This window comes from Pseudoalteromonas aliena (assembly GCF_038155085.1).
Classification (GTDB): domain Bacteria; phylum Pseudomonadota; class Gammaproteobacteria; order Enterobacterales; family Alteromonadaceae; genus Pseudoalteromonas; species Pseudoalteromonas aliena_A.
Genome location: NZ_JBAKAU010000011.1, coordinates 39,125 through 57,508, shown reverse-complemented (window position 1 = coordinate 57,508; position 18,384 = coordinate 39,125). Strand labels below are relative to the sequence as shown.

Sequence of the window (18,384 nt, the reverse complement as noted above, 5' to 3'; positions counted from 1 at the left end):
AACGAAAAAAACCGCGTAAGCGGTTTTTTTGTAGTTACATTTTGCTAAATGATTAGCTTAACGCTGAAAAACTACTTTGGCTTGCTGGCGATGTAGCCATTTGATAAAAGTTAGCAATACGCCCCGCCCTTGCCTTAACATCAGCACCACGAGTTTGCTCATCACTTTTAGCTGTTTTTGTATCGCTGCTTTCATCACTAGAGAATGACGCTTCAAGTTTACTTTTTGCGTCGTCGTCTTTTTCAGGTTGTGCAAGCTCAGCTTGAGCCGCTGCTAGCTTTTGCGTAGCATCTGCGGCAATAGAGCGATCAGCTCCCGATGGCTCTGCAGGCGCTAATGCGGCAGCGCGTACCGTTTGCATTTTATCTATTGTTGCTTGCGGGTCGTTGGGGACTTCAGATACATCAATTTGTACCTCACCACTTACAGCATAGTTGATGCCATTCGGACCTCGTTCATAACCATAGCTCGGCGATCCTGCATGTTGCCCGCCAACAGCAGCATGAGCTTGTTCGTGCACACGTACTTCCGTATCGCGAGCTTTAAGTTCTTTAATTTGTTGTTGTTCTTGTTCGAGCTGTTGCTCTTCTTGCTCAGTTTCTTGTTGAGACGCTTCTTGCTCGGCCTCTTGGTCGGCACTCTCTGAATTTTCTGAACTGCCTTCACGCTGCCCAACTGCTTTATCGTCAGCTAGTTTACCGCTGGCATCATAAGTCGATACATCACTATTATTGCCTGGCAGCTTAGCTTTTTCAGCGTCGCTTTGAGCTTTAGTTTCAGTATTGCTTGCGCTACTAGATGCGGGAGCAGGAATAACTTCGCGTAGTTGGTTGTCACGCCGTGCAGTTTCCGTATAAACATTTGCAGTGTTTATATTGATAGACGGAAATGGTGTGACAATATTCATAATACTAAACTTTAATATCGATTAACGTGCCAAGTACATCATCGGCCGTTTGAATTGATTGAGTATTTGCCTTGGCATTAAACTCTTCAACTTTTAAGTTAACAAGCGCTTCATCAACACGAGCAGGCTGTGCTACAGGTGCAGTAATAGCTTCTTCAGGGCGTGCTGCTGTAAGCTGACGTTGCTGCGCTAATTGCGCGTCATCTTGCTGTTCTATACTGGCACGGTTAATCTCAGCACTGGCTTTTTCAATACCTTGGCTTGCACGATTAAACCCTTCAACACCACTATTAAATACAGATCCGATTGGCATATTAAAACCTCCACCAAATAAACATTGTTTAATTATCGCTCAGGTTCTGCTCAAAATAAAGCTTTAAACAGCGCTATTCTTAGCTCTATTTTAAAGCATTGATTTAACGGTAAATAAAAACTCATCTTTATGAGAAATAAACGGCGCATGTGAGGCTTTATCTATCACCTCGTATTCAAAGTCAGTATTTAGTGCTGCCATTTTACTAATCGCTTTGTACGGCACCAACGCATCTAACCGGCCAAATATGGCTTTAATAGGCACAGGGCAATGTGCAAATAAGTCACGCAAGTCGTCATTTTGTAAAATACCTAAACCTGCACTCAGAGCTTCGCTTTGTGGTGCGCTGTACTGATTTAGTAATTGTTTAAGCAGCTTTATATCATCACGCGCCGACTCGCTACCCATCGCTTGAATAGCTAAGAAGCGCTCTATTGTTTTTTCTCGATGATTAACTAACTGCTCTTTAAACTGCGCCAATACATTCGCTTTTATTCCCGGCCAATTATCTGCCTCAGCAAAAAAAGGGGTTGAGGCAATTAAAATTACTTTTGATACTTTTTCTGGCCAATGCTTAGCAATATAAAGAGCAAATAAGCCACCTAACGACCACCCCATTAAAATAGAGTCTGGCTTTAGTTGCTCACTTAAAAGTGCTGCCGCATCATGTAAAGTATAGGGCGTTGGGCAAGCTGGGCTATCACCAAATCCTGGTAAATCAAGACTGCGTACATTTGCTGAATATAAAAACTCTAGCTCTGGCTTTATTAATTGCCAAACGCCTTGGTTCATTCCCCATCCGTGCAATAGCACTAACTCATTTTGCATATTTACCAAACCTTTACCAAACTTAGGTTCATCATAGCGTTTAAAAAGGCGATTGCAATGCGAAGGTTGTATCAATGAAACTGGCGATTTTAAATTGGTTATTTCCTTCATACTGCGTGCAATGCCAAAGCCCTATTACTACTAATTTAGGGTTATGTAGTTTTTGCCTTGAAGACTTACCATTATTTGATTTTACAGCGCATAAAAACTTACTGCATCGACCTGATATTGTTGACATGTTCCCTAACTGTGAGTTTGATACGTTATTTGCTTGTGCATTTTATCAAGCACCTTTTGAGCTCTGGCTTAAACAGCTTAAATTTAATAATCAAATTCATTATAAAAAGGCATTACAACAAATCATTAAAAAGCAGCTCAAGCAGTTTTTTGAGCAAAGCCCTACTCTGCCAGATTTCTTTATTATTTTACCGTTACATAAAAGTCGATTTGTTACGCGTGGTTTTAATCAAGTAACCCAAGTGTGGCAACCTTTATTGATTAAAATTGCACCTTTAAATAACAGCCTTATTCGCAATAAAAAAACGCAAGCGCAATCTGAACTTTCAAAGGCTAAGCGAGTTAAAAATTTAAAAAATGCTTTTATTTGTACACAGGATATGAGCGGTAAAACAATTGCTATTATTGATGATGTGATGACAACAGGCGCTACACTTAATGCTGCTACGCAGGCTTTAAAACAAGCGGGCGCTAAACATGTGTGGGCATTTACCACCTGTTTAACGCCGCTTTAATTATTTCAATTAAAAACGAGCTCTTACGCCTAAACTAACTGAGCGTCCCGGTAAAGGAGCTTCATCTTTTAAGTACGATGAATGCACTCGCCCTTCTTGATCAGTTAAGTTATCGCCTTTTATATAAATGGTCATATCTACATCACCTAAATCTAGATAATAATTAGCTGAGGCCGATAGCATGGTATAACCCTTTGTTGAAGTTTCGTTATCCGATAATTTGTCTTGTTTAGCGTTACGAATAACCTCCATCTCAGTGTGCCAGTTTCCATATTCATAATGTACTGACGAGCCAACTCTCATTGGTGGTATTCTTGGTACATTACCGCCTGAGTCTAATTTAGCGCGCGTATAATCGGTAAATACTTCTAAGCGCCAATCATCGTTTAAATGCCAATCTACCTGCGCTTCATATCCATATAAACGAGCGTCTTGCTGTGCAAACAACACGACAGGCAAGCCATCAGCTTCGTCGTCAGGTTCACCTGAAACAGCCACTTGGTTTTCGTAATCGGCTGAGGAAATAAAAGTACCATCACTGATAACTAAATCTGTGAAGCTTTCAAAAACATAGTCACTAATATCATTATTAAAGATGCTAACGTTAGCGTTCCATGTATCACCGGTATATCTATATGTAAGGTCTAAATTATTTGAAACCTCTTTATCCATACTTTCATTAGATTGAAAAACACTATATTGACCGGCGTTGTTACTAAGCTCAAATCCACCGCCAACTTCATAAGTGCCAGAGCCAATATGGGGCCCATATGCATATATTTCTGAAGCTGAAGGTGCACGCTGTGAATATGCGTAATTAAAAGCTAATGAGTGTCTATCATTGACACTCCATACAACACCAGCAGAGCCTGAAACCGCGTCATAATCTTTATCGTCAAAAGAAACTGAGTTAGACGAACTAAGGGCTGTAAAAAAGTCATTGTTTACATTATGTGTTGACTGCTCAACACGAGTACCTACTTGCCACAATAGCGAGCCTACTTTTTTCTCTTCCATTAAAAATGCAGCAATGCTGTTTGTTTTGGTTGGAGGCGTAAATGCTTCTTCGCCAATCGCTTCAAAATCGCTATGGTTATAATGTAAGCCCACAATCCCTTTCCAGCCATAAATAGGTGCATGCTCAGCCCACAACCTTGACTCTATACTTTCGTTTTTAAAAGTAGTGCCAATTTCGGCCCCTTCAATTTCAGAGTGCTCGTAATCGGTATAAGCATTTTGCCAATGCACTGCTTGTATAAAGCCATCTAAATTATTCCAATCCACTACGCCTTGATAGCGATCTTGGTTGAGCTTTATAAATACGCCCTCTTCACCCGGTAAGCCATAGTCAGAGTCCATATGCCCATACGAAAAAGCAACGCGCATATCATCAGTTATCCAGCCTGCGCCTAGGTTATAGCCACTTGCGTCAATATTTGAGTTTGCAAGTGTAGTACTGCCACCTTCTTCATCAATATCTGCTGGTACAGGGATTTTGTAATCATCGGTTTTACGGGTATACCCATCAATATGAAAAGCAAAGTCGCCGGAACCTGCGTTTAAATCTGTTGAAAGAGTTTTAGCATCTGCAACATTATCGTACTGCGCAAATACTTCACCACTTACGCCTTCTTGCCTTTGCGCGGGTAAGCGGTTATCAACCACATTTACTACTCCGCCAATAGCACCGCTGCCGTATAAAAGCGTAGCTGGGCCTCTTAATACCTCAATTTGGGTGGCTGTAGATGTTTCGGTTGAAACCTGATGATCAGGCCCTACACGCGATGCATCAGATGCACCTAAACCATTTTGAACCACTTTAATTCTTGGGCCATCTAAGCCTCTAATAATAGGGCTACTTGCCACAGGTCCGTAATAAGAGCTGTGTACCCCAGGTACACTTTTTAATGTATCGCCTAACGTTGCAGCTTGATTTTGATCTAACTCTTCGCCACTTAAAATTGTTACAGGGGTGCTTGACTCAAGCACCGTACGCTTTATTGGCGACGCTGTAATTAAGACTCTTTCAATGTCTGTTTCGTCTTTTTGAAGGTTTTTTTCATCGGCATACGCCGTGCTACTCATTGCTGCTAATAAAGCGATTACTAAAGGTGAATAGTTACTTTTCATTTTGTTATCTCTAAAGTACACAATAAAACACACTCGTTATTATTAAGAGTGCTAAGGATGTTTTAACTGATGAACTTAACCAGATCTCTGAATCATAAATTTATTTCGCGCACTGAAAATCTTTCGCTAGCAAAATAATTTAAATATCAACACAACTTTAATTGGTTAGAAAGCCACTTAATTAGAGATCTGGTTAATTTAAGATAACAATTGGAGGGTCTCTGTTTCCTGCAATAGCCACAAATTCACTGTAAAAGTGCTGGCTACTAAATTGTATTGCAGAAAAATAATCTGTGCTTAGCGCAAACAGGCTTACTTTGGCAGGTATAGAATGTTCTAAATCAAGGGAGCTTAAGCACAGCTCACATTCTTGCTCAGTTTTTAAGGCATGTGCAGTATCGTGCCATACAGAAAAAACACTGAACAACAAAAAAAACACCGCACTATAGTTTAATAGTGTTTTGTGGTTTCTAAGTGAATGTAAAACAGATGCTTGCATAATAGATATACTATAACGTTACTATAGGATGTGTCGATAGAATAATTTATTATTTATACACATAATAAACCTGTTAAGCACTACGAATATAGGCGCTTAACAGGTTATATAGCTATGCTTTAAAGCGAGTCCAAGGCCCAGTAATGGCGAGCGTTTTAGCTGGCGAGTATACATTTACAAATAACGTTGTCCCGTCCGGTGAAAAACAAGCGCCGGCTAGTTCTGTTTGCTCAGCTAAGCGCGCAAACGTATACACTTCTCCGGAAGGTGTAACACCCCGTAAATGGTTATCTACTACATCTGTATATTGGTCTTCACAAACAATAAGATGACCATTAGGTGCAACAGTTAAATTATCACCAAAGTTAAATAACGACTCGTCTTCGCTTTCTACAAATAATTCTATTTTACCTGGTGAAGAGCTTTCATTATCAGCGCCTTCAAATTCCGATGGCTGATATTTCATTACTTGGCCTAGCTGCTTTTTACCGCCGTTAGTGCAACAAAAATAAAGCTCGTTATTGCCCCAGTGTATACCTTCTCCACGGGCAAACAGTGCCGCCCCTTGTTTATGACCTCTTATTCTTAAATCATCTTTTGGGCTCTGTGGATCATCTAAGTCAATCCACTCAACTTCCATTTGTGTGTGTTTAAGCATTGCAGTTTCACTCCAATTTCGGGTATCAAATTGAGCGTGTTTTTTAATAACCATAGCCTGCAACTGGCCACCTTTATTAAGTTTGCCATATTCATTAGGAATAAAACGATAAAATAAACTATCCCCCCTATCCTCAGTAAGATAAACAATGCCTGTACGTGGATCTATCGCGGCAGCCTCATGATTAAATCGGCCCATTGCAACAAGTGGTTCTGGTTTTACCAAACCTTTTGCCGTAGCAGGTACTTCAAATATATAACCGTGAGATTTGCCTAATCCATCGGCCTGACTAGCGACTGTTTCTTCACAAGTAAGCCAACTCCCCCATGGAGTAATACCACCAGAGCAATTACGTATTGTTCCACATAAGGATAAATATTCTTGCTCTTTTTTGTGCTCTTTAATATTGTAAATTACATGGCTTGTGCCGCCAGGTAACGCCACGCCATCTTCAAATTCATCATACGCTAACGGTGTTTTATGCAATTGAATACTAGTGGCTGCGTGCTTAATATTTTTAGGTGAAAGTTCGTGGTTACGAACTAACGCGACAGTGTCTTCGTCAAGTGCTATACAACCCATGCCGTCGGCTTTATCCGGTACATTTAAGCCATCATCCATAGTATCGCCCAATTGAGAAATAACCTTGTAGCTAAAACCAGCTGGTAAATCGAGTAGTTTTTTTGTATCAGGAATTAAACCACCGTATGCATATACGCTATCTGCTAAGTTAGCTAAAGTAACTTTACCAAATGCGCTTTTAGAAAGGCCGATAAATGCAAGCGTACCTGCGCTTAAAAGAAACTGTCTTCTGGAAACCATAATGAAACCTATAGCGATAATGCTTTTAAAAGAGGGTAGATAGTAAATTAAAATGACGAACTAAAATGCGTTTGCATTGTAAATTCATAGAAATGTCATATTTAAAACTAACCACAAATGTATAAAACCCTGTGGCTTAAAACAGGCCTTAGCAGCCTGTTTTAAATATAAATAATATTAACCGCCATTTACTCTGAATGTATGGCCAAAAAACAAAGCGTTACTTAGTAAGCGGCTCGTACCATACCAATACCCTCTAAACACAGGGTTATCTGTCATAGCGATAACACTTCCTCGTCCGTACGAGTGAGCAATCATAGCTGCACCACCCGCAATTTGCTCCTCGTTTACCCCATCAGTAAAGCCTGCTAGCAGCGGTTTTTGTGGATAAGTAAGAATATTTACAAACGGAGCATCTGACTTTTCTAATAACCACGTACTGTTTTTAAACACGGGTAATGTATCGCGATTAAGTGAAAACGTAAGTGGGTGTGTTGTATCGACCTGAGTATTAAAAATAGCACCAGCAATGCGCTGACGCCCTGCTAAATGATCTTTATCAGCGTAGTTTAACCCTTGCGTATTAAACGCACTCGCTACATCTTGACGCGATAAGTAGCTGGCTTTTAATAATTGCTGATCAGCTAAAAATTTAGCCCCGCCTTTGTGGCCCCAAATCACACCGCCTTTTCTTACCCAGCTTTTAATAGCCACTTTTTCGCTATCAGCCAGGCCAGAGTAATTACCATTCGTAAGTACAATGTGTGTGTAATTAGTTAAATCCAAGCTATTTAAACGCTGCATTTCAACAATCGTAGGCGCAACACCCACAAAACGGTCAAGGTAGTACCATACTTCGCCAACTTCATACTGACTAACGCCTTTACCGCCTACAAGTAACACTTTAGGCTCTTCTAGTACCGCCATAGTGCGCGACCCTAAATCAGCACCTTCACGTGTTAGGCCTGTTGTAATAGGCTGAATAGCAATGCCAAATTGAGTTTGGGCTTTATTTAATATAGCGACCCAATCGCTGTTATTTTGCAGCCCAGCAGGTACGATAATACTGCCCGGTGAAAATTTTATTTCTCCCGAACGTGATTGAGCCGTTAAACCACTTAGTGCAACACGTGCTTTAATACCTTGCTTTAAAAGACTATTTAGCATTTTAGGCGCTAAGTAATCATCCCATGCAAAGCCAAATGCATACTCCTGTTTTAATGAAGCGAATGAAGGCTTTACAGCTTTTTTCCACTCAGTACTTGCCACTTCTAAGCCCCTGCTACTTTTTACCTGCGCAAACTCTAAATTAAACGCATGGGCAAGCGTCCAACCCGATACATCGTAAAACGTGTTATCAACAAAGTTTTTTTGTTCGCTAAAAATAGCTTTCACTAAACGAAATTGAGGCTGAGCCAATGGTACAAAATAACTATTAGTAGAAAAGCTTTTACCGTTAGCTTTTAGCGACTTCGTAAGTGGGTAGGCGTTTATTTGATGCTGCTTTAATAGATTTAAAAATAACTTAATGCGCGTGCTGTCTTTAGCACCTTCCACTACGTAACCTTCAAAACTTTCATCCTTTGCTAAATCAATTGCTTGATTGTAAAACTTAGCTTGGTAGTTTAATAAAGCCTCGCGATTATCAACAGCGGCCTCAAAAGTAGATAAACTCGTTAAAAGCTGATTTTTTATTGTAAAAGGAAATGTAAGCGTGCCGTTTATGGTTTCTTGTACGTGGCCGCGCGAGCTGGCTTGTTCAAATAAAATACCGACTCCGCCGTTAACATCGGGATAAGTTGAACCTTTACCGTAATAAAAATCGTCAAAGCTTTCCTCTGTAAAATACAGCGCGTTATTTTCATCAAGGGTTTTTGCATGATAGTTCGCAATTGCTTTGGTGAGTGTTACGTTTTCATCTGGGGTAATTGGGTGCTTGCGACTCGCTATACCAGGTTGAAAAAAGTAGCTGCTGTTTGGTCCCATTTCATGAAAATCAGTTAAAACATTTGGCTTCCACTGATGAAATTTAGCAATACGTGCGCGTGATTCTGGATGTTGTAGTAATAGCCAATCACGGTTTAAATCAAACCAGTAATGGTTAGTACGGCTACTTGGCCAGCTCTCAACATGTTCACGGGTTTGAGGATCGCTCGATAAGTTCATACCGCGATTACTATTAGCCCAATTAGCAAAACGCGCTAAGCCGTCGGGGTTAAGCGAAGGGTCGAGTAAAATAACAGTATTATTTAGTAACTTTTCTATTTCAGCACCTTGTGCGGCAGCTAAATAATAAGCCACCAGCAAAGCGGCATTGCTACCTGACGACTCGTTACCATGCACGCTATAACCCATCCAAACAACTGCAGGCTGCTCTGCACTGGTTTTAGTTTTATCATTATTTGATAAGCGTGCTAAGTGGGTCTGTCTAATTTGCTCTAAATTGGCCAGTTTTTCAGGCGTGCTAATACTCAGCATCACTAAAGGGCGCTGCTCGTGCGTACGCCCTATTACTTCAAAGCTTATTCTATCGCTTTTATCGGCAAGTATTTCCATGTAGCGCACGAGTTGGTCGTGCCTTACATGCCATTCGCCCACTTCGTAGCCAAGCACTTGCTCGGGTGTGGGAATACTTTTATCAAATTCTATATCTTGTTCAAAATAATACGAAAGTGGTTTTGCAATACTTGAAAAGCTAAGCATTGCCACCATTATAGTTACTATCCAGCGCATATAAATCACTCTAAAAATGTTTGTTATTTGCACGCTAGCATTGCTTAAAATAGATGCCAACTTTTTACGCTCAACACTAGCCGCAACACGATGAGCGGAGTATGATATGCAGTATCCGAGTAATTTAGTCAAGTATAGACGGTTTTATGATTTCAATTTCCGAAACAGCACAAGCGCATTTTGCTAAACTTTTAGCAGATCAATCACAGCAAACCAACATTCGTGTGTTTGTTGTAAATCCTGGTACATCACAAGCGGAGTGTGGTGTTTCTTATTGTCCAGAAGACGCTGTTGAAGACAGTGACATTCGCTTAAACTTTAATGGTTTTGATGCCGTTGTAGATACAGAAAGTGCACCATTTTTAGAAGAAGCTGAAATTGATTTTGTTACCGACAAAATGGGCACTCAGTTAACACTAAAAGCACCCAATGCTAAAGCACGTAAAATTGGCGAAGACGCTACATTAAACGAGCGCGTACAACACATGCTTGAAACAGAAGTAAACCCACAACTTGCTAACCATGGTGGTCAAGTAAGCCTTGTAGAAGTAACAGCCGAAGGTATTGCTGTACTTCAATTTGGTGGTGGTTGTAATGGGTGTTCTATGATCGATGTAACACTTAAAGAAGGCATCGAAAAAGAGATGATAGCTAAGTTTGAAGAAATCACTGGTGTTGCCGATATTACAGAGCACCAAGCAGGCGATCACTCTTACTATTAAGCATTATTGATGCTAAAGCAGCTTATTTATCGCTTAGGAAGCAATCCTAAGCTGAGCTTAAAGCGCTTTTTTCGCGGCTTAGCACTGTTTGTGCTAGCCGTGATTTTCATATCTATTGGGTACTACACCCACTTCAGTTTACAAATTATCGGTATTGTTATTTTAATCCCTGCACTTTTTTTTGCTGCTTGGGGCTATAGCGGTATTTTTGCCAATCGCTTTTCTCAGGTTTTAAAAGATATGGGCCCTAAAAATCACGACCCTGACCTATGGAAGTAACCTAATCCAATAATTGGTTATTTGCTTTTAAGCGCTGATATTTAATAATTAATGTAACACCACGCATTAACATAAAGCAGCTCATTGCAAGCCATAGTCCATTGTTTTGCCAATCAATAAATACCCAAAACACACCAAAAAATCCTACACCAGCTGAAAGTATCATACTGTTACGCATATTTTTAGCGCGTGTTAAACCAACAAATACGCCGTCAAACAAAAAGCAGCTCATCGCTAAAATAGGCAATACAATTACCCAAGGTAAATAGTGAATAGCCTCTTGTATTACTTCTGGTACATTAGTTAAAAGCTTGATTATAGTGCTGCCAAATAATGCAAAAAAGGCACTGTATAAAATGCCAAAAAGCATTCCCCAAAACACACTAATTTTAACCCACATCCTTATTTTTTTAACGCTTTGTTGGCCCTTCGCCTGCCCCACTTTAGCCTCTGCGGCATACGCAATTCCGTCTAGGGCAAAGCTCACCAACATTAAAAAGTTAAGTAATACAGCATTAGCGGCGAGTGTGGTTTCGCCAATACGCGCCGCATAAAATGTCATAAAGCTAAAACATAATTGCAGTATTAAAGAGCGAATAAATATATCGCGGTTTAAGCTAAGTAACTCAGTCATTTTACTCATGCTAAGCCAATGAGGAGTGTTTAATTTAATCCCTTGTTTTTTAGCTAGTTTTACGACCAAAATCAAAGCAAATACTAAAGCGGTATAATCAGCAATAAGTGATGCCCATGCAGCCCCTGCAACCGCCCAATCTAAGTACACAACAAAGTAAATATCGAGCACGATGTTAGTTATATTAGTCACTAATAAAAGATAAAATGGTCCCCTGCCATAATGCACGCCGAGCATCCAACCGAGTAACACTAAATTACACAATGCTGCTGGAGCACTAAAAATTCGAATGCTAAAGTACTGATAGGCTTGAATAAGTACATCGTTATGCGCAGCTGAAAGGTAAGCTATAGCGTGTTTTATTAAGGGGGATAACACAATTAATAACACAGCAACTGCACTTGCAAGCAATAAGCTTCGTTTAAGTAAAGCAGCAAGCTGAGTTAAATCGTTTTTTCCATATGCTTGAGCAACCAGTCCCGTGGTACTCATTCTTAAAAAACCAGCGAGCCAGAATAAAATAGAAATAACAGCGGAGCCTAGGGCAATACCCGCTAAGTAATGAGCGCTACCTAAGTGCCCTATTACGGCGGTATCAACAATTCCTAACAATGGCACTGTGATATTTGATAGTATCATCGGACCCGCTAACAACAGCAAGCTTTTATGGTGTGCCTTATTATGTATAAGAAATTGTTTCATTTAGTATTATTTATCCTCATTAGTGTATCTGTACGTGCTCAAGCAGCCGTTATTTTACAGTATCATCATGTTAGCGAAACCCTGCCCGCCGTAACAAGCGTTAGTGCAAATACATTTACTAAGCATTTGAGTTATTTAAAAGAGCACAACTTTAACGTTATTGCGCTTAATGAGTTAATTAGCGCTCTAAAGCAAGGTGAAACCCTGCCCGATAAAACCGTTGCCATTACTTTTGATGACGGCTACAACAATAACTACGAACAAGCAGCGCCTATTTTAGAAAAATTTGGCTACCCATACACTATTTTTGTAAACCCAAAATTAATAGACGAAGGCAAGAGCTACGTTATGGGTTGGGATAAACTCAGAGAACTCGCTAAAAAAGGCGCGCTGATTGCTAATCACAGTGGGCAACACGACTACTTACATCGCACGCTTGAAAACGAAACAAATGCTCAGTGGCGCTCTCGTATTAAAAAAGACATTTTAGATTCGCAAAAACGTATAAAAGAAGAAACCGGACAAGATTACAAATACTTAGCCTATCCGTATGGTGAGTTTAATAACGAGCTACAAGCACTGGTAACAGACCTTGGCTTTATTGGTATTGGCCAGCACTCAGGAGCGGTAAATAAAGACTCTAACTTTAGCCGTTTACCGCGTTTTCCGGCATCTGGTTTTTACAGTAAATTAGAAACACTTATTACTAAGCTTAATTCGCGGGCTTTTAATATTACTAAACTAACTTACAAAGACAGCGTGACAGAGCAAAACCCACCTATGCTTACAATTGAGTTTAATATGGGTGACTTTCATAAAAGCCAATTTGCTTGTTACGTATCAAGCGTAGGCCAAGCAGATTTAAACTGGATCAGTGAAAGCACAGTAGAAATAACCTCACCAAAAGTACTTAATAAAGGCCGTTCACGCTTTAATTGCACTGCGCCTTCTATTTCAAGTCCTGGTGATTATTTTTGGTTTTCACAGCCTTGGGTAATTGAAGCTCCTAAATCTTAAAAACCGATAGAGTAGTGGCTGGGTTATTTTATTAACTAACCTGAACTCTGGTTAAGAGGTTTACTAACGTATTGGATCATGGTTATATTTAAATTTATTTTCTGTAGCCAGAGATTTTCAGTGAAAACAAGGCGAATTTACGCGTCAATAGCTGGCTTATTGCAAGTAAATTCAACACAGTTAGCGCTGAAAATAGCTGTTTGAGATAGATTTATTATCCAGAGTTCAGGTTAACCACTCTAGAGCACAAAAAAGGATCCTAAAGCTCCTTTAAAATTAGTAAAACCAACCCGCAGCAATACTTAATCAATTTGAGAGATTAAATCTGTCGCTAACTGCGTTAAAATTTTCTGATTTAAAACAACTAAATAACGAAATTCTTGCCTTATTATCGACACGATTTTCTTACCTCAAAATAGATCACTTAATTAAGCTGATGGTATAAAAAGTAAAAACTAGTTTTTGTAGTAATCAGCTATTTTTTTAAACTCTTCAGTTAAAGTAGTCGTATTAATTAATGGCACACTACCTTGTTTAAATTCAGGTTTAAAAATAGCTCTAACGGCTCCACTTTGGTCAACCATAGCGACCGAGGCACTATGATCAACCGTATACTCTAATTCGTTACTATCGCTAATGGCGTAAATTAAACCAAGCTCTCGAACAACAGGAAAAAGGTGTTTATGCTCCCCTGATACAGCTAAAAAGTCAGGGTTAAAGTAATCTATATATTGCTTTCGTTTAGCTGGTGTATCGCGCTTTGGATCAACCGATAAAAACCAAACTTGTAGCGGATAATCTGCTTGTAAGTTTTTATAAACAGCATTTAACTTAGCAAGAGTCAATGGGCAAATATCGGGGCAACTTGTATAACCTAAAAATACTAAATTCCATTGCCCTAAAAATTGTTGCTTAGTCACTAATTCGCCGCGCTGATCGTTTAGTGTAAAATCAGACAGTGGCTTTGCATTTTCGTAAACTAATGCATCTACATCTGGTGAACTATTTTCATTTGAACATGCTGATAAAAACAAAACTAAAATAACAATAAATCCAAGCCATAACTGTTTCATAAAGGGAACCATTTATCTATAAATAATACAACAAAGAGTACCATTAAATGAATAATTGAAAAACGAAATAAGTCCATCGCAGTTTCATCGTTTCCGGCAATTTTTAATTTGACAGCTTTATATATAAACACTGCATTTAATACACAAGCACCTATCAAATAGATTAATCCAGACATACCAATTAAATAAGGTAATACGCAAACAACAGCGAGTAAAACAGAGTAAGCAACGACGCAGGTTTTACAAAAATCGATACCATGGGTTACTGGTAACATAGGGATTTTGGCACGTTCGTAATCACTTTTTCGTGCTATAGCCAGCGCCCAGAAGTGCGGTGGTGTCCAGGTAAAAATAATCATTACAAGTAACCATGGAGCAGCTGCCATTTGGCCTGTTTCAGACACCCAACCAAGCAACGGAGGCATAGCGCCCGCTAAACCACCAATAACAATATTTTGCGGAGTGGCGCGTTTTAAAAATGAAGTATACACAAAGGCATAGCCAACCAAGGCAAATAAGGTCAGTATTGCGGTCAGTGTATTTGCCCATACCATCAACATAATAAAACCTGCTACGCCAGTAACAGCAGCAAAACTAAGTGCGTGGGTTTTACTCAAACGCCCCTTAGCAACAGGACGATGACGCGTACGCGCCATTTTTGAGTCTATCTCGCTGTCAACGACGTGATTGATCACCGCAGCCGCCGCAGATAGTAAACCAATACCTAATAAACTCGTAAATTGTACAGCTATGCCTCTACCTACATCTGGAGCCAGTGCTAAGCCTACCCAAGCTGTTAAAACGAGCATAGCCACAACCTTAAATTTGCTAATGGCTAAGTAATCTTGAAGTAAATTATAAGTACGATTAATTAGAGGTTGCGAATGCTCGCCCTGTAGTGCTTTTTTATCAATTGTAAGTGCCATAACAATTCCCCTTTATGTGCGTGACTTCAGGTAGTAACACAACCTAACCATTGTTAATAATAGTATGGCAGCCATTAAATTGTGCGCCAGTGCGACCCCTAACGGAAAGTGCCAATGCACCACAGCAAGCCCTAAACTTATCTGACAAAGTAAGGCAACAAGTACGCTAGCCACACAATTTTTTATTTTGTGCGAGTAAGCTTGGCTGTATATTCGCCACATTATAAGAGCCAAAACAACACACGTTACAAGCGCCCAAATACGATGCAATAAATGTATAGACATACGCGCTTGTTGCGACAACACACCAAACTCGTAATTACTGTGCTCAAGGGGTAACTGAAATACACTACTGAGCGAAAATGGTTGAGCGTAGCTACACAAAGGTAAACCATTACAATGCGGTGCCGCATAATTTGCAGCAAGCCAACCACCCAGCGAAATTTGAATTACCAGTACTACCAATGCCACTATGCTTAAACTAAAATAACGCTTTGCGCTGCTATCGCCACCCATTATAGGGTTGGCTGTTAAGCGTAAATACAAAAGTGTAATTAGCGATAAAATACTAAAGCCACCTAATAAATGGCCCATCACAATAAGCGGCTGTAAGTTCATGGTTACAGTCCACATACCAAGTGCGGCCTGAAATACTACAAGTAAAAGTAAAGCCAGAGGCAACTTAACGGGTGTAGTTGGATATTGGCGCTTTAAAAAGGCCAATATAAACAAACCTAAAATAAGTAAACCTAAGGCACCTGCAAAATAACGATGGATCATTTCTTTCCACGCTTTTGCGGTTTCAAACATCATGTCGGGGTAGCTTTGCGTAGCGAGTGCTATATCGGCTTCATGTTTTGGGACGGTTAAAAAACCATAACAGCCGGGCCAGTCTGGGCAACCAAGGCCTGCATCACTTAGTCGGGTGTAGGCACCCAATGCCACTACAACTAAAGCAAGTAAGCCTGTTATTAATACATAGTTTTTATAATTTTTATACATTAAATACTCCAACTTAAGTAAGCTTAGCAATTAGCTCGAACGAGAATAATTAAGTAATTTTTTTAGATCTTTTAATAAACCTTTTTGTACTAAACGGTTTTCTTGTGGCTGCGTTTTAAAAGGATATTCAAGAACCACAAGCCCCATATGATCGATTAAATACAAGCTGGCTGGCTTTAAATTTTGTTGGCCGCTTATCATTTTCCAAGGCAGTTTTTTATCATTAACGGTCCCCATCACCGCCATATCGACCTTGCCTTGGTTTTTACCCAATGCCACATATAAATTATCTAGCGCCCTTAACTGTTCATTACATGCACTGGTGCACTCTGCGGAGTAATTAAGCGCAATCGTCCACTGTTTGGGGTTGTTTTTTTGCCAATTAGTAAGCTTTACTTCTTGTTTTAAAAACTCACCATGATTTGTTATCGCCGTTGGTAACCAATCAAATTTAAGCGCACTATACGCTAGAGCTAGTGGTATGGCGCAGCAGATTACAAATAATAAAAGTGGTTTATTTTTCATTGTGTGTCCTTTTTTTACTAGCAAAAACAGCCACGAATACACAGGCAATGGCGATTAAAAACCACTGAACTGCGTAGGCATGATGTTTTTGCGGGCTCATAACAACAGCTTTATAATGAGGAGTAGCTAATTCATCCCCTTCACCTTGCCTATAAGCCATGTAGTTAACGAGTTTTTGCTGACTGGTTTGGCTTAGCTTATTAAGGTCAATATTTTGAATTCTAATATTGGAGGGAGCAGCTTCGCGTTCGAGCGTAAAGCCACTAAGATTGTTCTCTTTTATTTGTGCAATTAATATAAAGCGCTTAGTAGGAAGCTTTATTTTTGGTAATTCACTTCGAGATAGCGGGGCCTTAACCCAGCCAAGGTTTACCAAAATAGTGTGGGAGTCATCTGCTGGTTTAAACAATACTAATAAGTCGTATCCGACTTGCCCATTGTAAACTTGATTATCCAACAGCCAATATTGATCTTGAATAAATACCCCAGTTAATTCAACCAACACCCCTGTTTTATTCCAGTTAGAGGGTAAATTAGTAAGTTGCTGCCAACTCATAACACCTTGGGTTTGCAATTTTTCAATAGCCGTTAACTGTTGCTGTTTTTGCTCAGCTCTTTGTAGCTGCCAAAACCCTAAGCGCACACAAACAAGTACCACAACCGCCACCATACAAAGTGTGATTATTGAGCTAAGCTTTTGTTTGTGCCATAAAACTAACTGCATAAGGTTCAACCCAGTGATTATTAAAATTATTATCGTACTGTTGTTACTGTTTATACTTTTTAACTTATTTAGAGCTTTATTTATTATGGTATCGGGTAAAACAAATGGACGGCCTGTGTCTCACTTTTTAGGCCGCCGCGTGATGTTTTCGGTTGTTGTATTAATTATGGTAATTGCCGCACTTAAATTTGGCTTTATTAAAGCTAATAATTCCCCAATAAATGCTACAGCACATATACAAATACAAATAAACACAGCCATACTACATCTACAAAATGCCAGTACCAAGCAGCAGCTTGAAATGCAAAATGCTTATCTTTAGTAAAGTGCCCTTTTAATATTCGTAAAAAAATAACCAGCAACAGTACAGTGCCAAGGGTTACATGCATGCCATGAAAACCAGTCAATAAAAAGAACGTATTACCGTAAACACCGGCATCAAGCGTTAAATTTAAATCGTTATAGGCGTGTATATACTCCTCAACTTGCAGAGCCAAAAAGCAAACACCTAATAAAATAGTTGCCCCTAGAAATACTTTAAGTGGCGTACGTTTATTGTTTTCCATTGCTACGTGGGCAAAATGTAAAGTAACCGATGAGGTAAGTAGTATTAATGTGTTTATAAGCGGTAAGCCTTGCCAACCCATGGCTTGAGTTGTATCTCCTGCAGGTGTTGTAATTAAAGGCCAAACGGCTTCAAAGGTAGGCCATAGCACTTCGTTAGTCATCGCATTATTGCCTGCACCTCCAAGCCAAGGCACCGATAGCATTCGTGCATAAAATAACGCGCCAAAAAAGGCCATAAAAAACATTACTTCAGAAAAAATAAACCAGCTCATACCTTGTCTGAACGAACGGTCCATTTGCGCTGAATATAAACCTTGATCGGACTCAGTAATTACATTTTTAAACCAGCTATAAAGCATGTATAAAAGCACGGCAATACCAACATATAGCAAGTAAACGCCGCTCCCACCTTCTTCTTTTGAGGCACTCATAACCGTTAATGCAGCGCCTACTGCAATAAAAAACAAAGCAATAGCGCCCACTATTGGCCACGGGCTTTGCTCTGGTACGTAGTAATTTTCATATTCTTGATTCATGTTATTTGCTCCTAGTTTTACACTAGACATGCAGG

The 18,384-nt window shown here is 39.7% G+C and carries 19 protein-coding genes; 5 read left to right on the top strand and 14 right to left on the bottom strand.

Annotated elements, in window-relative coordinates; all coding sequences use genetic code 11:
- Positions 1 to 52 precede the first annotated feature (52 nt).
- From V6260_RS11920 to bioH, 3 genes are all read right to left on the bottom strand, one after another.
- A complete protein-coding gene (locus tag V6260_RS11920; protein WP_341594297.1) occupies positions 53 to 907 on the bottom strand; it encodes a putative metalloprotease CJM1_0395 family protein in 855 nt (284 codons plus the stop codon).
- Between the two features lie 4 nt (positions 908 to 911).
- A complete protein-coding gene (locus V6260_RS11915) occupies positions 912 to 1,220 on the bottom strand; it encodes a hypothetical protein (RefSeq protein ID WP_007584971.1) in 309 nt (102 codons plus the stop codon).
- 90 nt (positions 1,221 to 1,310) lie between these two features.
- On the bottom strand, positions 1,311 to 2,048 hold the full coding sequence (bioH, locus tag V6260_RS11910) for a pimeloyl-ACP methyl ester esterase BioH (protein ID WP_341594296.1): 738 nt from the start codon (positions 2,046 to 2,048) through the stop codon (positions 1,311 to 1,313).
- A gap of 74 nt (positions 2,049 to 2,122) precedes the next feature.
- On the opposite strand from bioH, the gene V6260_RS11905 reads away from it, so the two are divergent.
- Positions 2,123 to 2,800 (top strand): ComF family protein, encoded by a 678-nt coding sequence (locus V6260_RS11905; RefSeq protein ID WP_341594294.1) that lies wholly within the window; start codon positions 2,123 to 2,125, stop codon positions 2,798 to 2,800.
- A gap of 9 nt (positions 2,801 to 2,809) precedes the next feature.
- Here the strand turns inward: V6260_RS11905 and V6260_RS11900 are convergent, their stop codons facing one another.
- The 4 genes from V6260_RS11900 to V6260_RS11885 all read right to left on the bottom strand — a co-directional run bounded on the left by V6260_RS11900 (position 2,810) and on the right by V6260_RS11885 (position 9,642).
- Complete coding sequence (locus V6260_RS11900) at positions 2,810 to 4,930, bottom strand: TonB-dependent receptor (RefSeq protein WP_341594293.1); 2,121 nt, start codon at positions 4,928 to 4,930, stop codon at positions 2,810 to 2,812.
- 193 nt (positions 4,931 to 5,123) lie between these two features.
- Positions 5,124 to 5,429: a hypothetical protein gene (locus V6260_RS11895; RefSeq protein ID WP_341594291.1), complete on the bottom strand. Its 306-nt coding sequence runs from the start codon at positions 5,427 to 5,429 to the stop codon at positions 5,124 to 5,126.
- 112 nt (positions 5,430 to 5,541) lie between these two features.
- On the bottom strand, positions 5,542 to 6,909 hold the full coding sequence (locus V6260_RS11890) for an alkaline phosphatase PhoX (RefSeq protein WP_341594289.1): 1,368 nt from the start codon (positions 6,907 to 6,909) through the stop codon (positions 5,542 to 5,544).
- A 177-nt stretch (positions 6,910 to 7,086) separates the two neighbouring features.
- On the bottom strand, positions 7,087 to 9,642 hold the full coding sequence (locus tag V6260_RS11885; RefSeq protein ID WP_341594287.1) for a M14 metallopeptidase family protein: 2,556 nt from the start codon (positions 9,640 to 9,642) through the stop codon (positions 7,087 to 7,089).
- A gap of 146 nt (positions 9,643 to 9,788) precedes the next feature.
- Here V6260_RS11885 and nfuA point away from each other — a divergent pair, with 146 nt between their 5' ends.
- Both nfuA and V6260_RS11875 read left to right on the top strand, forming a co-directional pair.
- Positions 9,789 to 10,364 (top strand): Fe-S biogenesis protein NfuA, encoded by a 576-nt coding sequence (nfuA, locus tag V6260_RS11880; protein WP_211001330.1) that lies wholly within the window; start codon positions 9,789 to 9,791, stop codon positions 10,362 to 10,364.
- Positions 10,365 to 10,373: 9 nt separating this feature from the next.
- Positions 10,374 to 10,643 (top strand): hypothetical protein, encoded by a 270-nt coding sequence (locus V6260_RS11875; RefSeq protein WP_211001331.1) that lies wholly within the window; start codon positions 10,374 to 10,376, stop codon positions 10,641 to 10,643.
- Between the two features lies 1 nt (position 10,644).
- Here V6260_RS11875 and dinF read toward each other — a convergent pair whose 3' ends face one another.
- A complete protein-coding gene (gene dinF / locus V6260_RS11870; protein WP_341594285.1) occupies positions 10,645 to 11,979 on the bottom strand; it encodes an MATE family efflux transporter DinF in 1,335 nt (444 codons plus the stop codon).
- Here dinF and V6260_RS11865 point away from each other — a divergent pair.
- A complete protein-coding gene (locus V6260_RS11865; RefSeq protein ID WP_341594284.1) occupies positions 11,959 to 12,996 on the top strand; it encodes a polysaccharide deacetylase family protein in 1,038 nt (345 codons plus the stop codon). The genes dinF and V6260_RS11865 overlap by 21 nt on opposite strands.
- 455 nt (positions 12,997 to 13,451) lie before the next feature.
- Here the strand turns inward: V6260_RS11865 and V6260_RS11860 are convergent, their stop codons facing one another.
- Genes V6260_RS11860 through V6260_RS11840 form a run of 5 tightly spaced genes read right to left on the bottom strand, consistent with a single transcriptional unit; the run spans position 13,452 to position 17,246 of the window.
- A complete protein-coding gene (locus V6260_RS11860; RefSeq protein WP_341594282.1) occupies positions 13,452 to 14,069 on the bottom strand; it encodes an SCO family protein in 618 nt (205 codons plus the stop codon).
- Positions 14,066 to 14,995, bottom strand: a complete 930-nt coding sequence (cyoE, locus tag V6260_RS11855; protein ID WP_341594281.1) for a heme o synthase — start codon at positions 14,993 to 14,995, stop codon at positions 14,066 to 14,068. Before cyoE ends, V6260_RS11860 begins: the two co-directional genes overlap by 4 nt.
- Positions 14,996 to 15,007: 12 nt before the next feature.
- Positions 15,008 to 15,997 carry a COX15/CtaA family protein gene (locus V6260_RS11850; protein WP_341594280.1) on the bottom strand — a complete coding sequence of 330 codons (990 nt, stop codon included), beginning with the start codon at positions 15,995 to 15,997 and terminating at the stop codon, positions 15,008 to 15,010.
- A gap of 30 nt (positions 15,998 to 16,027) precedes the next feature.
- A complete protein-coding gene (locus V6260_RS11845) occupies positions 16,028 to 16,522 on the bottom strand; it encodes a transmembrane cytochrome oxidase associated protein (protein ID WP_341594279.1) in 495 nt (164 codons plus the stop codon).
- A complete protein-coding gene (locus tag V6260_RS11840) occupies positions 16,512 to 17,246 on the bottom strand; it encodes an SURF1 family protein (protein WP_341594278.1) in 735 nt (244 codons plus the stop codon). Before V6260_RS11840 ends, V6260_RS11845 begins: the two co-directional genes overlap by 11 nt.
- Between V6260_RS11840 and V6260_RS11835 the strand changes: the two genes are divergently transcribed.
- Entirely contained in the window at positions 17,200 to 17,568 is a 369-nt protein-coding gene (locus tag V6260_RS11835) for a DUF2909 domain-containing protein (RefSeq protein ID WP_341594276.1), read from the top strand. The genes V6260_RS11840 and V6260_RS11835 overlap by 47 nt on opposite strands.
- On the opposite strand, the gene V6260_RS11830 is transcribed toward V6260_RS11835, so the two are convergent.
- A complete protein-coding gene (locus V6260_RS11830) occupies positions 17,471 to 18,349 on the bottom strand; it encodes a cytochrome c oxidase subunit 3 (protein WP_341594274.1) in 879 nt (292 codons plus the stop codon). The two genes, V6260_RS11835 and V6260_RS11830, sit on opposite strands and share 98 nt — an antisense overlap.
- Between the last annotated feature and the right edge of the window lie 35 nt (positions 18,350 to 18,384).

What these genes read in the sequence shown, in the direction of transcription:
- V6260_RS11920 (WP_341594297.1), bottom strand. Translation starts at nt 907, where the DNA reads ATGAATATTGTCACACCATTTCCGTCTATCAATATAAACACTGCAAAT.
- V6260_RS11915 (WP_007584971.1), bottom strand. Translation starts at nt 1,220, where the DNA reads ATGCCAATCGGATCTGTATTTAATAGTGGTGTTGAAGGGTTTAATCGT.
- bioH (WP_341594296.1), bottom strand. Translation starts at nt 2,048, where the DNA reads ATGCAAAATGAGTTAGTGCTATTGCACGGATGGGGAATGAACCAAGGC.
- V6260_RS11905 (WP_341594294.1), top strand. Translation starts at nt 2,123, where the DNA reads ATGAAACTGGCGATTTTAAATTGGTTATTTCCTTCATACTGCGTGCAA.
- V6260_RS11900 (WP_341594293.1), bottom strand. Translation starts at nt 4,930, where the DNA reads ATGAAAAGTAACTATTCACCTTTAGTAATCGCTTTATTAGCAGCAATG.
- V6260_RS11895 (WP_341594291.1), bottom strand. Translation starts at nt 5,429, where the DNA reads ATGCAAGCATCTGTTTTACATTCACTTAGAAACCACAAAACACTATTA.
- V6260_RS11890 (WP_341594289.1), bottom strand. Translation starts at nt 6,909, where the DNA reads ATGGTTTCCAGAAGACAGTTTCTTTTAAGCGCAGGTACGCTTGCATTT.
- V6260_RS11885 (WP_341594287.1), bottom strand. Translation starts at nt 9,642, where the DNA reads ATGCGCTGGATAGTAACTATAATGGTGGCAATGCTTAGCTTTTCAAGT.
- nfuA (WP_211001330.1), top strand. Translation starts at nt 9,789, where the DNA reads ATGATTTCAATTTCCGAAACAGCACAAGCGCATTTTGCTAAACTTTTA.
- V6260_RS11875 (WP_211001331.1), top strand. Translation starts at nt 10,374, where the DNA reads ATGCTAAAGCAGCTTATTTATCGCTTAGGAAGCAATCCTAAGCTGAGC.
- V6260_RS11865 (WP_341594284.1), top strand. Translation starts at nt 11,959, where the DNA reads ATGTATAAGAAATTGTTTCATTTAGTATTATTTATCCTCATTAGTGTA.
- dinF (WP_341594285.1), bottom strand. Translation starts at nt 11,979, where the DNA reads ATGAAACAATTTCTTATACATAATAAGGCACACCATAAAAGCTTGCTG.
- V6260_RS11860 (WP_341594282.1), bottom strand. Translation starts at nt 14,069, where the DNA reads ATGAAACAGTTATGGCTTGGATTTATTGTTATTTTAGTTTTGTTTTTA.
- cyoE (WP_341594281.1), bottom strand. Translation starts at nt 14,995, where the DNA reads ATGGCACTTACAATTGATAAAAAAGCACTACAGGGCGAGCATTCGCAA.
- V6260_RS11850 (WP_341594280.1), bottom strand. Translation starts at nt 15,997, where the DNA reads ATGTATAAAAATTATAAAAACTATGTATTAATAACAGGCTTACTTGCT.
- V6260_RS11845 (WP_341594279.1), bottom strand. Translation starts at nt 16,522, where the DNA reads ATGAAAAATAAACCACTTTTATTATTTGTAATCTGCTGCGCCATACCA.
- V6260_RS11840 (WP_341594278.1), bottom strand. Translation starts at nt 17,246, where the DNA reads ATGCAGTTAGTTTTATGGCACAAACAAAAGCTTAGCTCAATAATCACA.
- V6260_RS11830 (WP_341594274.1), bottom strand. Translation starts at nt 18,349, where the DNA reads ATGAATCAAGAATATGAAAATTACTACGTACCAGAGCAAAGCCCGTGG.